The following is a 16,569-nucleotide window of genomic DNA, read 5'->3' as shown; positions in this document are numbered from 1 at the left end:
GTGCTCGTGGGGCGTCGTCGCGGACCGGGCCCGCGCCGCCCACGACCGGCTGTCCCCGGGGGACTCGTCGGGTGCTGAGCCCCCCGGGGACCGGCGTCAGCGGACGGCGCGGTTGCGGCCGCCCGTCGTCCCGGCGTAGATGCCCACGAGGATCACCGCGGCGACGACCGCGAGGATGAACCCGAGCACGTTCAGCTCGAAGATGCCCCCGGTGCCGAGCAGGCTGGCGATGAAGCCACCGATCAGCGCGCCGACGACGCCGAGCAGCATGGTCGCGACGATGCTCATGGACTGCTTGCCCGGCCTGATGAGCCGGGCGAGCGCCCCGATGATCAGGCCGACGACGATGAGCCCGAGGATGTCCATCACCATGGCGTTCTCCCTTGCAGCCGGGGGGCGCGCCCAGAGGTGGCGCACCCCAACAGCCGGATCCGTACCCACAAGATCACACGGGCACACGTACCGGCGGCAGGGTCGCAGGTCACACGGCTGGTAGCTGCGCCACGTGAGCGGGCAACCGGTCCAGCTCGCCCTCCACCGTGCGCTGCACCATCTCCCGCACCCCGCCCCGCATGAGCCGCTGCGTGAGGCGGTGGGTGAGCCGCCCGTCGGAGTGCGGCTCGTGGCTGACGGTGATGGTGACGCGGGTGGCCCCGGGCCCGGCGTCGGCGAGCTCGATGCGCGTCGTCCAGGTCTCGGGGGTCAGCTCCAGGCGGGTGGTGACCCGCTCCTGCGGCACCCACTCGACGATCTCGCCCCGCGGCGCGCCCGCCGGCGGCTGCACGCCGTCGTCCAGGCGGCCGGGGACGCAGACGAACCGGGTGCCGAGGCCCGGCCGGCTGCGGCCGTCGACGAGGTAGGAGACGTCGCAGACGGCGCAGTACGGCTCGAGGACGGCGAGCGCCTCCCACACCCGGCGCCGCTCGTGGGGCACCTCACGGCTACCGGTGACGGTGACCGGCTGGGGCATCGGACCTCCGGGGACGACGGGGAGCGGCCCCGCCGACGGTAGTCCGCAACGGCCACCCTCCAGGGGCCCGCCGGCCCCGGGAAGGACCCCGTCCTCCTCATCCCTCGCAGGCTCGGGGTGAGCCTCGGGACGGGGGCCGGGACGGGGTCCTCCGACGAGGCGTGGGGGGAAGGGTGGTCCCTTCTTCAGCGGCCGCTGACCGAGACCTCGAACTCGACCTGGCTCACGTCGGGGCGCAGCCGGGAGAAGCTGTGCACGAGGGGGTGGCCGGCGCTGTCGCGGACCGTCGTCCGGACCACCAGCAGCGGCGAGCCGGCGACCACCTGCAGCAGGTCGGCCTCGTCCGGAGCGGCGGTGCCCACGTCGACGACGATCCGCGCGTGGGCGAGGTCGGCCGAGTACTCCCGCCGGAGGAACTCGTACAGCGAGCCCTGGCTCAGGTCGGCCTCGGCCGCCCGCGGGTAGGTGGCAGCCGGCAGGAAGCTGTGCGCCACGTGGTTCGGTGCGCCGTCGACGCTGCGCAGCCGCACCAGCTCGACGACGTCGGTCGCGGGCTCCAGGCCCAGCTCGGTGGCGACCGGCGGCTGGACCGGGACGATCCGCTGGGTGAGGACCGTGGTGCCCACCTGCGCGCCCTGCTCGGTCATCACCGAGCTCCAGCCGGCGATGCGGTGCACGAAGCTCTCGCGGTACTCGTGGCGGATCGCCGGGCGGGTCACGTAGGTGCCCCGGCCCTGCTCGCGCACGAGGTGGCCGTCGGCCACCAGGCCGTCGACCGCACGGCGCAGGGTGATCCGGCTGACCCCGTACTCCTCGCACAGCACCGGCTCGGGCGGCAGCAGCGTGTGCTCGGGCAACGCGGACACCCGGCGGCGCAGGTTCTCGCGGACCGAGAGGTACTTCGGTCCCGACACGGCGCTCGTCACGGCTCAAAGGTACTGCGCATGTAGACGTCTGGTCGTCTACAGACGTCTCCCTCACCCGACCGTGTCCCCCCGATCACCCCACCCGACGATGACCTCCGGCCATGTTTACCCCCGACGGATGGCACACATGATGTGGTGTCCTCCCGGCATCCTCGCGCGGTCACTGTCAGAAGTGGCCGAGTGCCGGGAGAGGCCGTGGACGGGAGGGGGACGGTCGTGGCCCAGGACCACCGTGCCCGCCAGTACGCCGCCACGCACCAGCGGATCTACGAGGCCGCCATGGAGCTGTTCCGGGAGAACGGCTACGAGGACGTGCCGATCTCCCGCCTGGCCGCCGCGGCCGGGGTCTCGGTGCAGACCTTCTACGCGCACTACCCGGGCAAGGACGAGCTGATCATGGCGCTGCCCGACCGGGCCGAGGTCGACGCCCTGCTGGCGTCGGTGCCCGCCGACCGGCCGCTGGGTGAGCGGATGCGCGCCGTGATCCACGCCTTCATCAGGGGGCTCGCCGGGGAGCGCCGGACCGACGCCCTGGCCCGGTGGCGGGTCATCACCGCGACGCCCCGGCTCCGCTACCGGGCGGCCGAGTACGAGCGGGCGACGGCGCAGATGTTCCTCGAGGCGCTCGGCGAGGACGAGCGGGCGGACCCCGCCGCCTCCGTCGTCGTCACCGCCCACATGTCGGCCTACACGCAGGCGCTGCTGCGCTGGGCGGAGTCCGGCGGCGAGCTGTCGTTGGAGGAGGTCATCGAGGAGGCCCTGGCCGCGCTGCGGGGGCTGTGAGCCTCAGGGGGCACGCAGCTCGACGACCGCGACCTCGGGCCGGGCGCCGATCCGCATGGGCGGGCCCCAGGAGCCCGCGCCGGTCGTGACGTAGAGCTGGGTGTTCCCGACCCGGGACAGCCCCTGCACGACCGGCTGGTCGAGCCGCACGGCGTAGTCGAAGGGCCACAGCTGGCCGCCGTGCGTGTGCCCGGACAGCTGCAGCCCCACCCCGGCCGCCGCCGCCTGCGCCACCTGCACCGGCTGGTGGGCCAGGAGCACCACCGGGACGGCGTCGTCGCGGCCGTCGAGCGCGGTGTCGAGGTCGGCGCCGTGGCCGGGCACACCCGAGCTGATCGCCGTCCGGTCGTCGATGCCGGCGAGGTCGACGTACGCGCCGCCGCGCCGGATCGGCACCCGCTCGTTGCGCAGCACCTGCACACCCAGCGTCGGCAGGTGGCGCAGCCACGCGGTCGTGTCCACGAAGTACTCGTGGTTGCCCGTGACGAAGTAGACGCCCTGCTCGCTCACCAGGTCGGCCAGCGGGGCGACCTCCTCGCGCAGCTCGCTCAGCTCGCCGTCGACCAGGTCGCCGACGATCGCCACCACGTCGGGCCGCTGGGCGTTGACGATCTCGACCAGCCGCTCGAACCGCCGGGTGCTCGACATGGCGGAGAGGTGGCCGTCGGAGAAGGTGACGATCCGCAGGCCGTCGAGGGCCGGGGACAGCCCGGGCAGGGTGACCGGGACCCGGCGGACCACCGGTGCGCTGTTGGCGAAGTAGGCGCCGGCGCCCGCGGTGCCCAGCGCCACCGCCCCCGCCGTCACCGCCAGCCCGCGGGCCAGCAGCAACCGCCGCGAGGGGGAGAGGACCCCGTCCTCCTCACCGTGGGAGGACCCCGGCCTCCCCACCCTTCGCCGGCTCAGGGCGGTGCCCTGGACGGGGCCGCGGCGAGCCTCTGGACGGGGCCGCCCCGGGACGGCACCGCCTCCACGTGCCGTTCCCTCGTCGCGTCGAGCCGCTGCGTCGTCGCTTCCCGGAGCTCTCCGGGCCCCACTCGCGACGACCTGCTCGTCCCCGGCCACCGTCGCCGGGCTCGCCGTCCCCCGGAACCGTCCGCGCAGGATGAGCCTCAGCGGCTCGAGGGCGAGCAGGGTGAGGAAGAGGTAGAACGCGACGCCCAGCCAGCTGAAGCCGACCCACTGGACCACGGTGCTGAGCAGCGAGTCCTGCCGGCGGAGCAGCACCGCTCCCACCGGCAGGACGGCGAGGAGCACCATGCCCAGCGTCAGCAGCCGCCGCCCCCGGCCGGGGCGGGTGGTGCTGCGGACCAGCCGCCACCACAGGTAGCCGTGCAGCAGCAGCACGGCCAGGAGGACGACGGTGGCGAAGCCCAGCAGGCCGATCAGGGACAGTTCCGGCTCCTCGTGCTCACGGTGCGGCCGGGACGGCCCCCCTCCCCGGACACGACGCTCCCGCGCCGCCCGTGGTTCCCCGCGGGTCCTAGCCCAGCTTGGCCACGGCCTTGACCGCGCGCCGCAGGTCCGGCTCCAGTGTCCAGAACTCCGCCTCGGCCGCCGCTGCCCGGGCCTCTTCGAGGCCGTGCAGCCGGCCGTAGGTCCAGGCGTTCTCACCCGCGGCGAACGCGGCCCGGCCGACCCGGACCGTGACCTCCCGGGTGACGACGGTGTCCTGGGCGGCGCCGAGCTGGTCCTGCACCTGCTTGGTGCACGCGACCAGCGCGCCGGCCGGCTCGCCGAACTCCACCTCGGCCACCTCCGCGGTGTAACGGACCCGCTTGGTGGCCTTGCGGACCTCGTGCAGCAGGTGGTGCCGCTCCTCGCCCTCGGCCTCCCGCGCGGCCTCGACCAGTCGGCGCAGCCGCTTGCCGGTGCGGCGGACCGCGTCGGCCAGTTGCGCAGGTGCCGGCTGCCCGGCCTGTTCGGTCAGCGGGGGGTCGGCCAGCAGGGCGTCGAGGGCGTCGAGGAGCTGCAGGTAGCGCCGGTCGGTGAGGGTGCGGGTGACCCGGCGGGCGCCGCCCTCGTGGTCCTTGATCTGGGTCTGCTGCAGCCGGGCGGCGACCGGCCCGAGCACGAGTTCCACCGGCTGCGCGGCCACCAGCTCGCGCAGGTGGGCCAGCGCGACCTCGGCGTCCCGCGCCCCGGAGAGCTCGGCACCCACCCACTGCAGCTCCGCGCGCAGCGGATCGGTGTGCTCGCGGTCCAGCACCGGGCGGAACGCGGCGAGGATGCTGCGCAGCCGGCGGCAGGCCACCCGCAGGTCGTGCACCCCCTCCGGTTGCTCGGTGCGCACCGCGAGGTCGGCGTCCCGCAGCGCCTGCAGCTGGCCGGCCAGCGCGCCGAGGACGACCTCGCCGGCCGTGCGGGTCACCTTCTTGCCCTTCTTGCCCTTCTTCCCCTTCGCGCCGGTGCCGGCCGCGGCCGGCACCGGACCGGCCGCCGCGGGCAGCCGGCCGTCGAGCACCCGGCCGAGCTTCGAGGGGACGGTGGAGGGCCGGGCGCCGGCCGCGGTGAGCCGCTCGGCGACCGGCTCCAGCAGCGCCTCGTCGCCGTCCACCAGCTCGACCTCGAGCTCCCGCCAGGTGGTGACGGTGGCCGGCTCGCCCGGCTCCGTCGCCAGCGCGGTGCCGACGACGGCGTCGTCGGCGACCTCCGCGAGCACCCGGCCGCCCTCGTCGAGCAGCCGGTGCACGAGCCGGCGGGTGGTGATGGTGGCGACCGGCCCGGTGGTCGCGGTGCCCAGCAGGCCGAGGACCGGCGCGACGACGGCGCGGGGAGCGGTGCGGGCCGCGCGGCCCAGCGGCTGGCGCAGCTCCCGCCGGGCGCCGTCCGCCCCGGGCAGCTTGACGTGCCAGCCCGCGTCGGCGCCCCCGGTGCGCCGCCGCAGCGTCACCCGCGAACGCAGCAGCCGCAGGTCGGCGGTGTCGTAGTAGGTCGCCTCGAGCGCCTGCTCGTCCGGATCGCTGACGGCGGCGACCCCGCCCACGCCGGTCAGGTCCGGCAGGGCGAAGGTCTCGTCGGCCTCGAACTTGCGCTCGACCTCGACGTGCTCGGTGGTCACGCATGCCACGGTAGGCAGGGACGCGCAGGCCAGCACGCCGGCGGACGCGCGCGGGCGACGTCATGTTCGGCCGGTGTCCCGGGTGGGCACGCTCGTCCCGCAGGGTCCCGTGGGGGATCTGCGACGACGAGGGGAGCCGACCCGGTGTTGAGCGAACGAGAACTGTCGGCGGCGATCGGCAGCGCGGCCTACGGGCCCGACGGCGAGAAGATCGGCACGGTCGAGCACTTCTTCACCGACGACCGCACCGGCGCTCCCACCTGGGTGGCGGTCTCGACCGGCCTGTTCGGCACCCGGCACTCCGTGGTCCCCGCGACCGACGCGACCTTCACCGAGGGCAGCGTGCGCCTGACGGTCACCAAGGACGCCGTCCGCTCCGCTCCGTCGGTCTCCGATCAGCACCTCGACCCCGACGACGAGGCCCTGCTGCGCCGCCACTACGGCCTGGACGCCGGGACGACGGCGGCCCGGACGGGCGACGACACGACCACCCGCGACCTGTCCCAGCTGTCGCCCGAGGCCGGGTCACGCGACACCCGGCAGGACACGGTGGACGTCGACCGGGCGGCCGCGCGCGGGGAGACCGTCCCGGTCGCCGCCGTCCCCCCGACGCCCCCGCCCTCGGACGGCGCCATGACCCGCAGCGAGGAGCAGCTGCGGGTGGCCACCGAGCGGTACGCGGCCAAGCGGGTGCGGGTGGTGAAGTACGTCGTCACCGAGGAGGTGCAGGTGACCGTCCCGATCCGCCGCGAGGAGATCCGGATCGAGGAGATCCCCCTGGACGACGGCGTCCCGACGACCGGCGACGCCCTCGACGCGGTCGGCACGGGGGGCCTGCCGGAGACGATCGTCCTGCACGCCGAGCGGCCGGTGGTCGGCACCGAGGTCGTCCCGGTCGAGCGGGTGCGGCTGCGCACCGAGTGGGTGCAGGAGCAGGTGCAGGTGCGCGACCAGGTGCTCCGTGAGCGGGTCGACGTCGACCAGGACCACGTGGGCCAGGGCCATGTGGGCGAGGACCACGTCCGCCGGGACCACGGGGGCGAGGACCACGTCGGCCGGGACCACCACGGCCGGGACCACGACGGCCGGGACCACGACGGCCAGGACCGCGTCGGCTGACCCGCTACGCCCGCCGGTCGGCGAGGCTCTGCCGTCAGCGCCTGTCGGCGAGGCTCTGCCGTCAGCGCCTGTCGGCGAGGAACTGCAACCGCTCGCGGGTCGCGGTCACCTCGGCCGGGTCGACGTCGGCCACCAGCACCGTCTCGACCCCGGCGGCGGTCGCCAGCAGCTCCCCCATCGGGTTGACGATGCGGCTGTCGCCGGTGTGCTCGGTGCCGTCGCCCGCGGTGCCGACCCGGTTGCAGCCGACGACGTAGGCCTGGTTCTCGATCGCCCGGGCCTGCAGCAGCGTCTGCCAGTGCAGCCGGCGGGCGGCCGGCCAGTTCGCCGTCACCAGGTAGACGTCGGTGTCCAGCGCGGCGGACCAGAAGACGTCGGCGAAGCGCAGGTCGTAACAGACGAACGGGGTGACCCGCAGGCCGCCGACGTCCACGGTCACCGGCTTCTCCCCGGCCCGGAAGCGCTCGTGCTCGCCGCCGTGGGTGAACGGGTGCAGCTTGCGGTAGCGGTGCACCGTCCCGTCGGGCGCAGCCAGGACGAAGGAGTTGTAGGGCAGGTCGCCGTCCGGGGCTACCTCCGGGCAGCTCCCGGCCACCCAGACGCCGTGCTCGGCCGCCCGCTCCTGCAGGAACTGCGCCGACGGGCCGCCCTCGGGCTCCCCGATGCCCGGCGTCATGGAGAAGCCGGTGGAGAACGTCTCGCTGAGCAGCACGAAGTCCGCCCCGGCACCGACGGCCCGGGCGACCAGCGGCGCCAGCCGGGCGAAGTTCGCCGCCCGGTCCTCCCAGACGATGTCGTGCTGCACCACCGCGAACCTCATCGACCCCTCCTCCCCCGCGATCCCCGCGGGGATCGCCGCTCAGGCCATCCTGCCCAGTCGCTCGACCGCCTCGCCCAGCACCGCGTCACCCTTGCAGAACGCGAAGCGCACCAGGTGACGGCCCAGGTGTGCGTGCTGCGCGGAGTAGAAGACCACGGTCGGGACGGCGACCACACCGGCACGCTCGGGCAGCGACCGGCAGAAGGCCAGACCGTCCCCGTCGGGCTGCACCGGCCGGACGTCGACCGTCGCGAAGTACGTCGCCTCCGGGCACACCACGGGCAGCCCCGCGGCGGTCAGGCCCTCCACCAGGAGGTCGCGGCGGTCCTCCAGGTCGCGGGCGATGCCGGTGAAGTACGCGTCGGGCAGCCGCAGCCCGGCCGCGACCGCCGGCTGGAACGGCCCCCCGTTCACGTAGGTGAGGAACTGCTTGGCCGTGCGGACGGCGGACACCAGCGGGGCCGGCCCGCAGATCCAGCCGATCTTCCAGCCGGTGACGTTGAAGGTCTTGCCGGCGCTGCTCACCACGAGGGTGCGCTCGCGCATGCCGGGCACGGTGGCCAGCGAGGCGTGCCGGCTGCCCGAGAAGACCAGGTGCTCGTACACCTCGTCGGCCAGGACCAGCAGCTCGTGCTCCATCGCCAGCGCGGCCAGGATGCCGAGCTCCGCGCGGGTGAACACCTTCCCGGTGGGGTTGTGCGGGGTGTTGAGCAGCAGCAGCCGCGCCCGCGGCGTGACCACGGCCCGCAGCTCGGCGGCGTCGAAGGTCCACGGGCCGGCGCCGGACGCCGGGGGCCGCAGCGGCACGGGCCGGGCGACCCCGCCGGCCATCGCGATCCCGGCGGCGTAGCTGTCGTACATCGGCTCGAAGAGGACGACCTCGTCGCCGGGCTCGAGCAACGCCAGCAACGCGGCGGTCAGCGCCTCGGTGGCGCCGGCGGTCACCAGCACCTCGCTGTCGGCGTCGTAGGCGTGGCCGCCGAAGCGCTGCACGTGCTCGGCGACCGTGTGCCGCAGCTCCGGGATGCCCGGGCCCGGCGGGTACTGGTCGTGCGCGGTGCCGATGGCCGCGCGGGCGACGTCGAGCACCTCGGGCGGGCCCGGGTAGTCGGGGAAGCCCTGACCGAGGTTGATCGAGCCCGTGGCGACGGCGAGCGCGCTCATCTCGGCGAAGACCGTCGTCCCGAAGCCCTGCAGGCGGGCCGACAGGTACGGCGCGCGGGTCATGGGGTCAGCCTGTCAGTTCCACGTGGAACCGCGCCCCTCGGCGGTTTCCGCGGAAACCGCCGGAGTGAACCGCCAGGGACACTGGTCCGCCTCCGCGCCTCGGCCCGCCCCGCGCTCCCCTCGGCGACTTCCGCGGAGATCGCCGGAGTCAGCCGACGCGCACGTCCTCCATGCCCTCGATCTGCACCACGTCCCCGCGCCGGACCTGCCGGCCGCGCCGCTCCTCGGGCTCGCCGTTCACCCGGACCGCGCCGGTGAGCAGCACGTCCTTGACCTGCGCACCGGTCGGGACGGCGTCCACCAGCTTGAGCAGCTGACCGAGCCGGATGGACTCCTCGCCGGGCCGCAGATGCACGGTGCGCACGCTCACCACCCGCCCAGCTCGTCGCCGACCGCGACGGAGCTCGGGCGGGTGACCAGCGCGCCGACCGCCAGGCACCCGCCCCGCTCGCGGTGGATGGTCTTGAGGACGCCGGTGTCCCGGCCGATCCCGCCGGGCTGCGGCCGGGTGACCATGACGCAGCGGTCCACCTGCTTGACGACGTCCAGCCCGGCGCCGCCCAGCCACACGCGCTGCCCGACCAGCGCGTCCTCCCCCGCCCCGTCGAGGACGACGTTGGCGCGGAACCGGCGCCGGTCCCAGGCGCCCAGCGTGCCGGTGGAGACCAGCGAGACGCGGGTGCGGGAGCTGTCGTGGAAGGCGCCGCGGGCACCGGGGAAGGCGTCCCGAGAAGGACCCCTCTGCCCCCCATCGCTCGCAAGCTCGCGCTGGGCTCCTGCAGAGGGGCCAGCGTCGTCGCCGGCCTCCCCGACCTCGGTGGGGTTCTCGTACAGCCGCTCGCCGGGCGCGTCCGCCGCGGCCCGCAGCGCCACCGCCCGGCCCAGCCAGTCCGACAGCACGGCGTCGTCGGCCGTGAGGCGCCCGTCCGGCAGCACCACCTCGGCGCGGCCGTCGGGGCGCAGCCGGCCGGTGAGGAACAGCAGGTCCGGCACCCGCCGGGCGGTGAGCCCGTAGCCGGTCACGACGTCGAACAGCGCCCACTGCCGGTCGCCGGCCAGACCCTCGTGACCGACGTCGACGCCGGTCAGCCGCTCCCCCTGCAGCGACTTGACCGGGTAGCGCCACAGCTCGGCGACCTGCACGTCAGCCGTTCCAGCCCAGCGTCCAGGTGCCGGCCCACTCCGCACCCGGCTCGAGGACGACGAGGTCGACGTGGTCGGCCAGCGCGTTGGGCGGACAGGTCATCGGCTCCACCGCGACACTGCGCCGGCGCTGCCCGGGCTGCAGCGTGTCGCCGGTGAAGACCTGCAGCCACGGCCACGACGGGTCGACGGCGAGCTCCAGGGTGCCCAGCGCCGCGCTGCGCAGCCGGACCCGCGCCCAGCCGTCGGCGTCGCGGTCGAGGTCGGTGACCGGGGTGTCGAAGGCGCGGTCCCCGATCCGGCCGGCCGTCCCGTCGAGGGGACGCCGCTCCCCCGTCGGGAGCCCGCCGTCGTCCACCACCAGCTCGGTGCGCGCGGGCAGCTCGAGCTCGGCGTCGGCGATGCCGCCGTCCTCCTGCGCCCCGACGGCCAGGTAGGGGTGGAAGCCGGCACCGAAGGGAGCGGGCTCGGAGCCGGCGTTGCGGACCCGCATCGTCACGGTGAGACGCTCCGGTCCGAGCACGTGGTCGATCGCCGCGGCGAGCCGGAACGGGTAGCCGGACCGGGCCTCGACGACGGTGCCGACGGTGACCGCGTCGCCGGACTGCTCGAGCACCGCCCACGGCTGCCAGCCGACCAGCCCGTGCATGGCGGTGGGCTTGTCCGGGCCGGCCAGCTCCAGCTGCAGGTCCCGGCCGTCCCAGCTCCAGCGGCCGTCGCGGATCCGGTTGGGCCAGGGCAGCAGCACGCGGCCGCGGCTGGCGCCCGGCACCGTGCCTGCGGCGTAGCCGTCGAGGAGCTCGCGGTCGCCGGCGGTCAGCGTGCGCATCGCACCGCCACGCAGGTCGACCACCAGCCGCGCGTCGCCGGAGGCGATCTCGACCTCGGTGGGCTCGGTCGCGGGCCAGGTAGCGCTCATGGGCCCACCCCACCACACGACGGCCCTCCACCAACGGCGAGATCGGCGGTCTCGCACGGCTGGAGCCCCGCGACCGGCCGAGATCGCCGATCTCGCCCGATGAGGTCAGGACGGGTCGAGCACCCGCTCGTAGAAGGGGGAGTCGCCGTCGTCCGCCCCGGCACAGGCGCCGAACCCGGCGATCGGCCGGTAGCCGCGCCCTCGTACAGCGCGACGGCCTCCGGCTGCCGCGGACCGGTCTGCAGCCGCAGCGTCGTCCAGCCCCGGTCCCGCGCGGCGGCCTCCGGCCCGGCGAGCACGCCCCGACCGTACTGACGCGTTCCACGTGGAACCGGTGACGTCCGTCAGTACCGCCGGGCCGCGCCCCCGACCCAGACTGGAGCCCCGACCCGAGGAGGCCACCCCGATGCCCGAGCCGCACCTGCGCGCCGCCGACGCCGACCGCGCGGCCGTCGCCACCCTGCTCGGTGAGCAGATGAGCGCCGGGCGGCTCACCGTCGCCGAGTACGACGAGCGACTGGCCCGCGCCTACGCCGCCCGCACCTACGGCGAGCTCGAGGCGCTCACCGCCGACCTCCCACGCCCGGCCGCGCAGCCCGCGCCGGTCCGCCATGGTGCCGTCCACCGCGTGCCCGCGTGCGGCTGGAGCGGAGGGCCGTCGCGCCAGGCGGCCTGGCGGAACTGGGCCGTGACCGCTGTCATCGTCCTCACCGTCTGGGCCGCTACGGTCATCGGCTCGGGCGAGTTCCGCTACTTCTGGCCGATCTGGGTCATCGGCCCGTGGGGGGCGGTGCTGCTCGCCCAGACGCTCGGCCGCCGCGGCCCCGACGAGGTCCGGCGCCGGCTCACCTGACGTGCGGGTGGCGAATCGCTGGAGTGGGTACAGCGATGCCGACCACCCACACCGGAGGACCGGGGGACCGATGCACACGATGACCGAGCGCTTCACCGACGCCCTGCACCGGATCGACAGCGACCGCGACGTCCAGCCGATGCTGGACCTCACGGGGGACGACGCCGAGCTGGTCAAGCTCGACGAGCACCACCAGGCCAGCGGCAAGGACGGCGCGAGGACCTTCTGGGAGGACTACCGCAACGTCTTCGGCGACCTGGAGACCACGTTCACGCACAGCATCGTCGGCGAGGAGAGCGCCGCCCTCGAGTGGACCTCGACCGGCACTCTGCGCAGCGGCAAGCCCTTCCGGTACCGCGGGGTGACCGTCATCGAGGGCGACGAGGACCGGCTCACCGGCGTCCGCACCTACTACGACTCCGCGGCCTTCGTGCAGGAGCGCGGCGGCACAGCCTGAGCGGGACCCCGGATGCAGCGAGCCGGCCCCCGTCGGGGACCGGCTCGCTGTGGTGTGGGCGAGGGGGGAGTTGACGGAGCGTCACTGGGCGATTCCCCATCCGGGACGGTGTCCGCGTTCGACGCGGACCCGAGCGAGGTGTCGGTGTCGTTGGGCGGTTGTGCCGTCGACGGTCCGCATTCGGGCCCGGTCGTCCTGGGGTTCATGGTCGCGACCGTACGACCGCATCCCGACAACGATCCGGCCGTTCCCGCACGGGACCGGCAGCGCTGCGCTTGGGCGAACTGCGCCTGGCGCCGCCGCCGCGGGCAGTCGCAGGACAGGCCTCAGCGTCCTGTGACCGTAGGGGCGCGCATCTCGTCGGCGAGCCGAAGCACCAGTCGGTCGCATCCAGATTCGAAACCCCGAGGCTGAGACGGTCTGCGGTGCACCTCGACGGCGGCGTGCGCGGGAAGCTGAGGGCCGGCGAGGAGCGCACGGCCGGAACCCGGCGGCTCTGTGGCGTCGGGCCGGACGCCGGCCGGCTTGGGACCGCCGGAAGTGTCAGACCCGGCGATGACACTGGCTGCTGTACGTCGGCGCGGCGAAGAGTGAACGACAGCAGGGCGCGACCCGCTCAATCCGCGATCGGCCGCGCGGCGGGTCGGCTGCCCGGCTCTGAGGTAGACCTAGGCGGGCTGCAGTCGGTCGGCCAGCCCTGCCGCGGTGAAGGCGGCGGCGACGTCGTCGCGGCTCTCGGTGAAGTGGCCCCAGCTGTCGCAGTGGGCGGCCACGACCCGGCGGGCGCCGAGGATCTGCGCGGCCTCGACAGCCTGGGTGCCGTCGATGGTCACCAGCGCGCCGTCGAAGAACGGAGTGCGGGCGGCGCCGGCGAAGAGGACCGCGGTGTCGACCGGGCCCACGCGGTCGGCGATCTCCCGGACGAGGTCCAACGAGGCGTTGTCGCCGCTGACGTAGACGGTGGGCAGGTCCGCGGCGGTCAGGACGAAGCCGATCACCTCGCCGGTGACCGGCTCGCAACCCTCGGGGCCGTGCTGGGCGGGAGCGGCCGTCACCGTCACGGTCCCTCCGTCGGGACGGGGCAGCTCGACGGTGTCCCACGGGGCGAGGCCGCGGGCGGTGCCACCGAGGCGCTCGGCACCGCTGGGCGTCGTGAGCGTGAGCGGCACGTCGGCCAGTAGCTCCCGGCCGGCGTTGTCGAGGTTGTCCGGGTGCTGGTCATGGGACAGCAGCACCGCGTCGACGGCGCCGATGTCGGCCGGGCCGACCGGGCAGGGAGCGGTCTTGGTCAGCACCAGGCCCGGGCCCAGCGGGTACTCGCCGGGAGCGTCGAAGGTCGGGTCCGTGAGGAACCGCAGGCCCCCGTACTCGGTGAGGGTGGTCGGGCCGCTGAGGACCCGGACGGGGATGGGGATGGGGCCGGCGGTGGAACGGACGTCGGTCAAGGTGACACCTCACGGGTATGGGTCGGATATTCCGTGAGGTGACGGTAGACGTTTCTCACGGGAGATCGCAAGGCGTACCATGAGAACCATGTTGGAGGCCGTGACCGCCGAGTCCGCGCATCGCGCCCTGCCGCCGGCGCCGGGTGCCGAGCAGCACCTTGCCCTGGATTTCGCCAACAGCGCCGTGGCGTTGCCGGGAGGTCAGTTCCTCGAGCTGCTGGGCACGCCTGCGGCCGCGACGGAGTGGCTGGCCGATCGCGATCTCGCGCCGTCGGATGCCGGTCTGCGGGACCAGTGCGCGGCGCAACTGCGGGCCTTGCGAGAGCAGGTCCGGGCGCTGCTGGCGTCGCGGATCGACGGCCTCCCGGCTCCCGCGGCCGCCGTGCGGGCGGTCAACGAGGCGCTGACCAGCGTGCCCACGGCGGCCCTGTTGCAGTGGGACGAGGCGCACGGGCTGCACCGGACGCCGCCGCACCGCACCACGCAGATCGTCGACCACGCGCTGGCCGTGCTGGCCGCGGACGCCGCCGACCTGCTCACCGGGCGCGACGCCGAGCGCCTGGCCGCGTGCGCGTCCCCGCCGTGCAACCGGTACCTGCTGCGCACGCACGGCCGCCGGCACTGGTGCTCGGTCCGCTGCGGCGACCGCGCCCGCGCCGCCCGCGCGTACGCCCGCCGCAGCCAGCTCAAGGGCGCCTGACGGCCGTCCTCCGCTGGGCGGACGCAGGCCGCGATTCGGCGCAGCATCAGTGGTGCTCGGTTCCGTGGAGGTCCTCGGTCGTCGAGGGCTTGCTCGGGCGACCCGTGTCCGCCGCCGTGGTACTGGTGCACGACGGCGTGCCCCTCGTCCCGGCCGATGAGCCAGCGGTTGACCGGCACGGTGACGACGAAGGCGACGGCGAGTGCGCCCCAGGGCGGCGGGCTGTCCAGACCGGCGTCCATCGCGCCGGGCACCAGCAGCATCACCGCGTTGTCGACGATCTCCATGACGGTGATCGAGACGGTGTCGGCGGCCAGCGCGACCGGGATCGCCGCGCGCAGCGGCAGCCCTGAGCGCATCACCGGCCCGATGGTGAACGAGTAGCTGAACACGAACGCCAGCACGACTGCCAGCACGATGGTCTGCACGTCCGACCAGCCCAGCGCGGAGCCGATGACCATGCCCAGGACCTCGCCGATCGCGCAGCCGGTGAGGCAGTGCAGGGTTGCGGACACGGCCAGCCGGGTCAGGGCGGCGCCGGTCGGGCGGCCTTGGTGCACGGAGTGGTCCACGGGGTGCTCCTCGGTCGGTCACGTGCTGGGTGGGCAGGTACCCGGTCAGACGGCGGCCGCGCGGGACGCGTCGTCGGCACGCTGGGTGCCGCGGGTGGTGACGGCCAGCGCGACGAGGACGGCGGCGGCCAGCAGCAGGCCGGCTCCGGCGAGGAAGCCGGAGGTGTAGCCGTGCGCCAGCGCCTCGCCGGCGCGGGCCACGACGTCGTCGTCGGCGTCGGCCAGCCCCTGCTGCAGCACCCGGGTGGCGTGGGGCAGCGTCTCGTCGGCGGCGGTGGTGGAGACGGTGGTCAGCACGGCCAGCCCGAGCGCGGCGCCGATCTGCTGGGCCATGTTGACCAGAGCCGAAGCCACGCCGGCCCGGTCCTCGGCGACCCGGTGCACGGCGGTGAGCGTCAGCGGCACGAACGCCAAGCCGAGGCCGAAGGACGTGAGGAACAGCGCGGGCATGACGTCGACGGTGTAGGAGGGGTCCACGTCAAGCCGGGACAGCCACGCCATGCCGGCGGCGGCCAGGACCAGCCCGGGCGCGGCCAGCACGCGCGGCGCCAGACGCTCGACCAGCTTGGACGCCATGCCCGAGGCCAGGATGATGCCGGCGGCGAAGGGCAGCGAGGCGACGCCGGTCTTCAGGGCGCCGTACTGCAGCACCTGCTGCAGGAACAGCGCCAGCAGGTAGAAGCTGCCCATCAGCCCGGCGCCGATGAACAGCACGGTGGCGTAGGCGCCGGCGCGGTTGCGGTCGGCGAACAGGCTCAGCGGCAGCAGCGGACCGGTGGTGCGCGCCTGCAGCACCAGGAACACGACCAGCAGGACCGCGGCGCCGGCGAACGCGGTCAGGGTGAGCGCGTCGGTCCAGCCGTGCTCGCCGGCGCGGGTGAGGGCGTAGACCAGGGCGACCATCGCGCCGGTGCCGGTCACCGCGCCGGGGGTGGCCAGCCGGCCCCGGCCGCGGCTGCCCTCGGGCAGGGCGCCGGTGCCGGCGAGCACCGCCAGGCCCACGGGCACGTTGATGAAGAAGACCCAACGCCAGTCCAGCAGTCCGGTCAGGGCGCCGCCGAGTAGTAGGCCGCCGATGATGCCGACCGCGGACATGGCCCCGTACACGGCCATCGCGGAGTTGCGCGGCTTGCCCGCGGGGAACGTGGTGGCGATCAGTGCCAGCGCGTTGGGCGCGGCCAGCGCCGCACCCACACCCTGGAGGGCACGGGCGGCGATGAGCACGGTCCCGTCGGGCGCCAGGCCACCGAGCAGTGAGGCGGCCACGAACACGACCAGACCGATCCGCAGCACCCGCCGCCGGCCGAACAGGTCACCGACCCGGCCGCCGAACAGCAGCAGCGCGCCGAAGACCAGGACGTAGGCGTTGATGACCCACAGCAGGCCGGCCGCGGGCATGCCCAGGTCGGCCTGGATGCTCGGCAGCGCGATGTTGGCGATGCCGTCGTCGAGCACGAGCATCAGCTGGGTCGTGGCGATCACCAGCAGGGGCAGAACGAGTCCGCGACCGGCCGGGGATGCCGTCTGAGCGAGCGACTGGTCTGGCGAGGCGGCTGACACGAGGGAGCTCCCGG

The 16,569-nt window shown here is 74.7% G+C and carries 17 protein-coding genes and 1 pseudogene; 5 read left to right on the top strand and 13 right to left on the bottom strand.

Going from position 1 to position 16,569, the window contains the following annotated elements; translation table 11 throughout:
• Nucleotides 1–96 precede the first annotated feature (96 nt).
• The 3 genes from ACI78Z_RS11410 to ACI78Z_RS11400 form a co-directional block, all read right to left on the bottom strand.
• Nucleotides 97–372, bottom strand: a complete 276-nt coding sequence (locus tag ACI78Z_RS11410) for a GlsB/YeaQ/YmgE family stress response membrane protein (RefSeq protein ID WP_245700755.1) — start codon at nucleotides 370–372, stop codon at nucleotides 97–99.
• 109 nt (nucleotides 373–481) lie between these two features.
• A complete protein-coding gene (locus ACI78Z_RS11405; protein ID WP_457036650.1) occupies nucleotides 482–970 on the bottom strand; it encodes an SRPBCC family protein in 489 nt (162 codons plus the stop codon).
• Between the two features lie 185 nt (nucleotides 971–1,155).
• On the bottom strand, nucleotides 1,156–1,896 hold the full coding sequence (locus ACI78Z_RS11400) for a GntR family transcriptional regulator (RefSeq protein ID WP_457036649.1): 741 nt from the start codon (nucleotides 1,894–1,896) through the stop codon (nucleotides 1,156–1,158).
• Between the two features lie 216 nt (nucleotides 1,897–2,112).
• Between ACI78Z_RS11400 and ACI78Z_RS11395 the strand changes: the two genes are divergently transcribed.
• Nucleotides 2,113–2,679 (top strand): TetR/AcrR family transcriptional regulator, encoded by a 567-nt coding sequence (locus ACI78Z_RS11395; protein WP_457036648.1) that lies wholly within the window; start codon nucleotides 2,113–2,115, stop codon nucleotides 2,677–2,679.
• Between the two features lie 3 nt (nucleotides 2,680–2,682).
• Here ACI78Z_RS11395 and ACI78Z_RS11390 read toward each other — a convergent pair whose 3' ends face one another.
• On the bottom strand, nucleotides 2,683–4,026 hold the full coding sequence (locus tag ACI78Z_RS11390; RefSeq protein ID WP_457036647.1) for a metallophosphoesterase: 1,344 nt from the start codon (nucleotides 4,024–4,026) through the stop codon (nucleotides 2,683–2,685).
• 136 nt (nucleotides 4,027–4,162) lie between these two features.
• A complete protein-coding gene (locus tag ACI78Z_RS11385; RefSeq protein ID WP_457036646.1) occupies nucleotides 4,163–5,740 on the bottom strand; it encodes a CYTH and CHAD domain-containing protein in 1,578 nt (525 codons plus the stop codon).
• 144 nt (nucleotides 5,741–5,884) lie between these two features.
• Here ACI78Z_RS11385 and ACI78Z_RS11380 point away from each other — a divergent pair, with 144 nt between their 5' ends.
• The gene (locus ACI78Z_RS11380; RefSeq protein ID WP_457036645.1) at nucleotides 5,885–6,859 is read left to right on the top strand and encodes a PRC and DUF2382 domain-containing protein; all 975 of its coding nucleotides are present in this window, start codon (nucleotides 5,885–5,887) and stop codon (nucleotides 6,857–6,859) included.
• 61 nt (nucleotides 6,860–6,920) lie between these two features.
• Here the strand turns inward: ACI78Z_RS11380 and ACI78Z_RS11375 are convergent, their stop codons facing one another.
• The 5 genes from ACI78Z_RS11375 to ACI78Z_RS11355 form a co-directional block, all read right to left on the bottom strand.
• Complete coding sequence (locus tag ACI78Z_RS11375; RefSeq protein ID WP_457036644.1) at nucleotides 6,921–7,679, bottom strand: nitrilase-related carbon-nitrogen hydrolase; 759 nt, start codon at nucleotides 7,677–7,679, stop codon at nucleotides 6,921–6,923.
• A gap of 39 nt (nucleotides 7,680–7,718) precedes the next feature.
• Nucleotides 7,719–8,906, bottom strand: a complete 1,188-nt coding sequence (locus ACI78Z_RS11370; RefSeq protein WP_457036643.1) for a pyridoxal phosphate-dependent aminotransferase — start codon at nucleotides 8,904–8,906, stop codon at nucleotides 7,719–7,721.
• Nucleotides 8,907–9,054: 148 nt separating this feature from the next.
• Entirely contained in the window at nucleotides 9,055–9,270 is a 216-nt protein-coding gene (locus tag ACI78Z_RS11365) for an RNA-binding S4 domain-containing protein (protein ID WP_457036642.1), read from the bottom strand.
• A 2-nt stretch (nucleotides 9,271–9,272) separates the two neighbouring features.
• Nucleotides 9,273–10,049 carry an MOSC domain-containing protein gene (locus ACI78Z_RS11360; RefSeq protein ID WP_457036641.1) on the bottom strand — a complete coding sequence of 259 codons (777 nt, stop codon included), beginning with the start codon at nucleotides 10,047–10,049 and terminating at the stop codon, nucleotides 9,273–9,275.
• Between the two features lies 1 nt (nucleotide 10,050).
• On the bottom strand, nucleotides 10,051–10,968 hold the full coding sequence (locus ACI78Z_RS11355) for an aldose 1-epimerase family protein (protein ID WP_457036640.1): 918 nt from the start codon (nucleotides 10,966–10,968) through the stop codon (nucleotides 10,051–10,053).
• Between the two features lie 406 nt (nucleotides 10,969–11,374).
• Between ACI78Z_RS11355 and ACI78Z_RS11350 the strand changes: the two genes are divergently transcribed.
• Together ACI78Z_RS11350 and ACI78Z_RS11345 are read left to right on the top strand one after the other, a co-directional pair.
• On the top strand, nucleotides 11,375–11,821 hold the full coding sequence (locus ACI78Z_RS11350) for a DUF1707 SHOCT-like domain-containing protein (RefSeq protein ID WP_457036639.1): 447 nt from the start codon (nucleotides 11,375–11,377) through the stop codon (nucleotides 11,819–11,821).
• 70 nt (nucleotides 11,822–11,891) lie between these two features.
• A complete protein-coding gene (locus tag ACI78Z_RS11345; RefSeq protein WP_457036638.1) occupies nucleotides 11,892–12,278 on the top strand; it encodes a nuclear transport factor 2 family protein in 387 nt (128 codons plus the stop codon).
• A gap of 668 nt (nucleotides 12,279–12,946) precedes the next feature.
• On the opposite strand, the gene ACI78Z_RS11340 is transcribed toward ACI78Z_RS11345, so the two are convergent.
• Nucleotides 12,947–13,723, bottom strand: a complete 777-nt coding sequence (locus ACI78Z_RS11340; RefSeq protein WP_457036637.1) for an MBL fold metallo-hydrolase — start codon at nucleotides 13,721–13,723, stop codon at nucleotides 12,947–12,949.
• 88 nt (nucleotides 13,724–13,811) lie between these two features.
• On the opposite strand from ACI78Z_RS11340, the gene ACI78Z_RS11335 reads away from it, so the two are divergent.
• Complete coding sequence (locus tag ACI78Z_RS11335) at nucleotides 13,812–14,423, top strand: ABATE domain-containing protein (protein WP_457036636.1); 612 nt, start codon at nucleotides 13,812–13,814, stop codon at nucleotides 14,421–14,423.
• 209 nt (nucleotides 14,424–14,632) lie between these two features.
• Here ACI78Z_RS11335 and ACI78Z_RS11330 read toward each other — a convergent pair.
• Together ACI78Z_RS11330 and ACI78Z_RS11325 are read right to left on the bottom strand one after the other, a co-directional pair.
• A pseudogene (locus tag ACI78Z_RS11330) lies at nucleotides 14,633–14,884 on the bottom strand (DUF4396 domain-containing protein); the annotation flags it as partial.
• Nucleotides 14,885–15,040: 156 nt separating this feature from the next.
• The gene (locus ACI78Z_RS11325; RefSeq protein WP_457036635.1) at nucleotides 15,041–16,477 is read right to left on the bottom strand and encodes an MFS transporter; all 1,437 of its coding nucleotides are present in this window, start codon (nucleotides 16,475–16,477) and stop codon (nucleotides 15,041–15,043) included.
• Between the last annotated feature and the right edge of the window lie 92 nt (nucleotides 16,478–16,569).

The organism is Geodermatophilus sp. SYSU D01176, from assembly GCF_054050015.1.
Note: the sequence above shows the minus strand (reverse complement) of the source record. Positions and strands in the feature narration are given on the sequence as shown.

Coding starts and splice junctions, on each gene's coding strand:
- ACI78Z_RS11410 (WP_245700755.1), bottom strand. CDS start 372: ATGGTGATGGACATCCTCGGGCTCATCGTCGTCGGCCTGATCATCGGG.
- ACI78Z_RS11405 (WP_457036650.1), bottom strand. CDS start 970: ATGCCCCAGCCGGTCACCGTCACCGGTAGCCGTGAGGTGCCCCACGAG.
- ACI78Z_RS11375 (WP_457036644.1), bottom strand. CDS start 7,679: ATGAGGTTCGCGGTGGTGCAGCACGACATCGTCTGGGAGGACCGGGCG.
- ACI78Z_RS11370 (WP_457036643.1), bottom strand. CDS start 8,906: ATGACCCGCGCGCCGTACCTGTCGGCCCGCCTGCAGGGCTTCGGGACG.
- ACI78Z_RS11355 (WP_457036640.1), bottom strand. CDS start 10,968: ATGAGCGCTACCTGGCCCGCGACCGAGCCCACCGAGGTCGAGATCGCC.
- ACI78Z_RS11350 (WP_457036639.1), top strand. CDS start 11,375: ATGCCCGAGCCGCACCTGCGCGCCGCCGACGCCGACCGCGCGGCCGTC.
- ACI78Z_RS11345 (WP_457036638.1), top strand. CDS start 11,892: ATGCACACGATGACCGAGCGCTTCACCGACGCCCTGCACCGGATCGAC.
- ACI78Z_RS11335 (WP_457036636.1), top strand. CDS start 13,812: ATGTTGGAGGCCGTGACCGCCGAGTCCGCGCATCGCGCCCTGCCGCCG.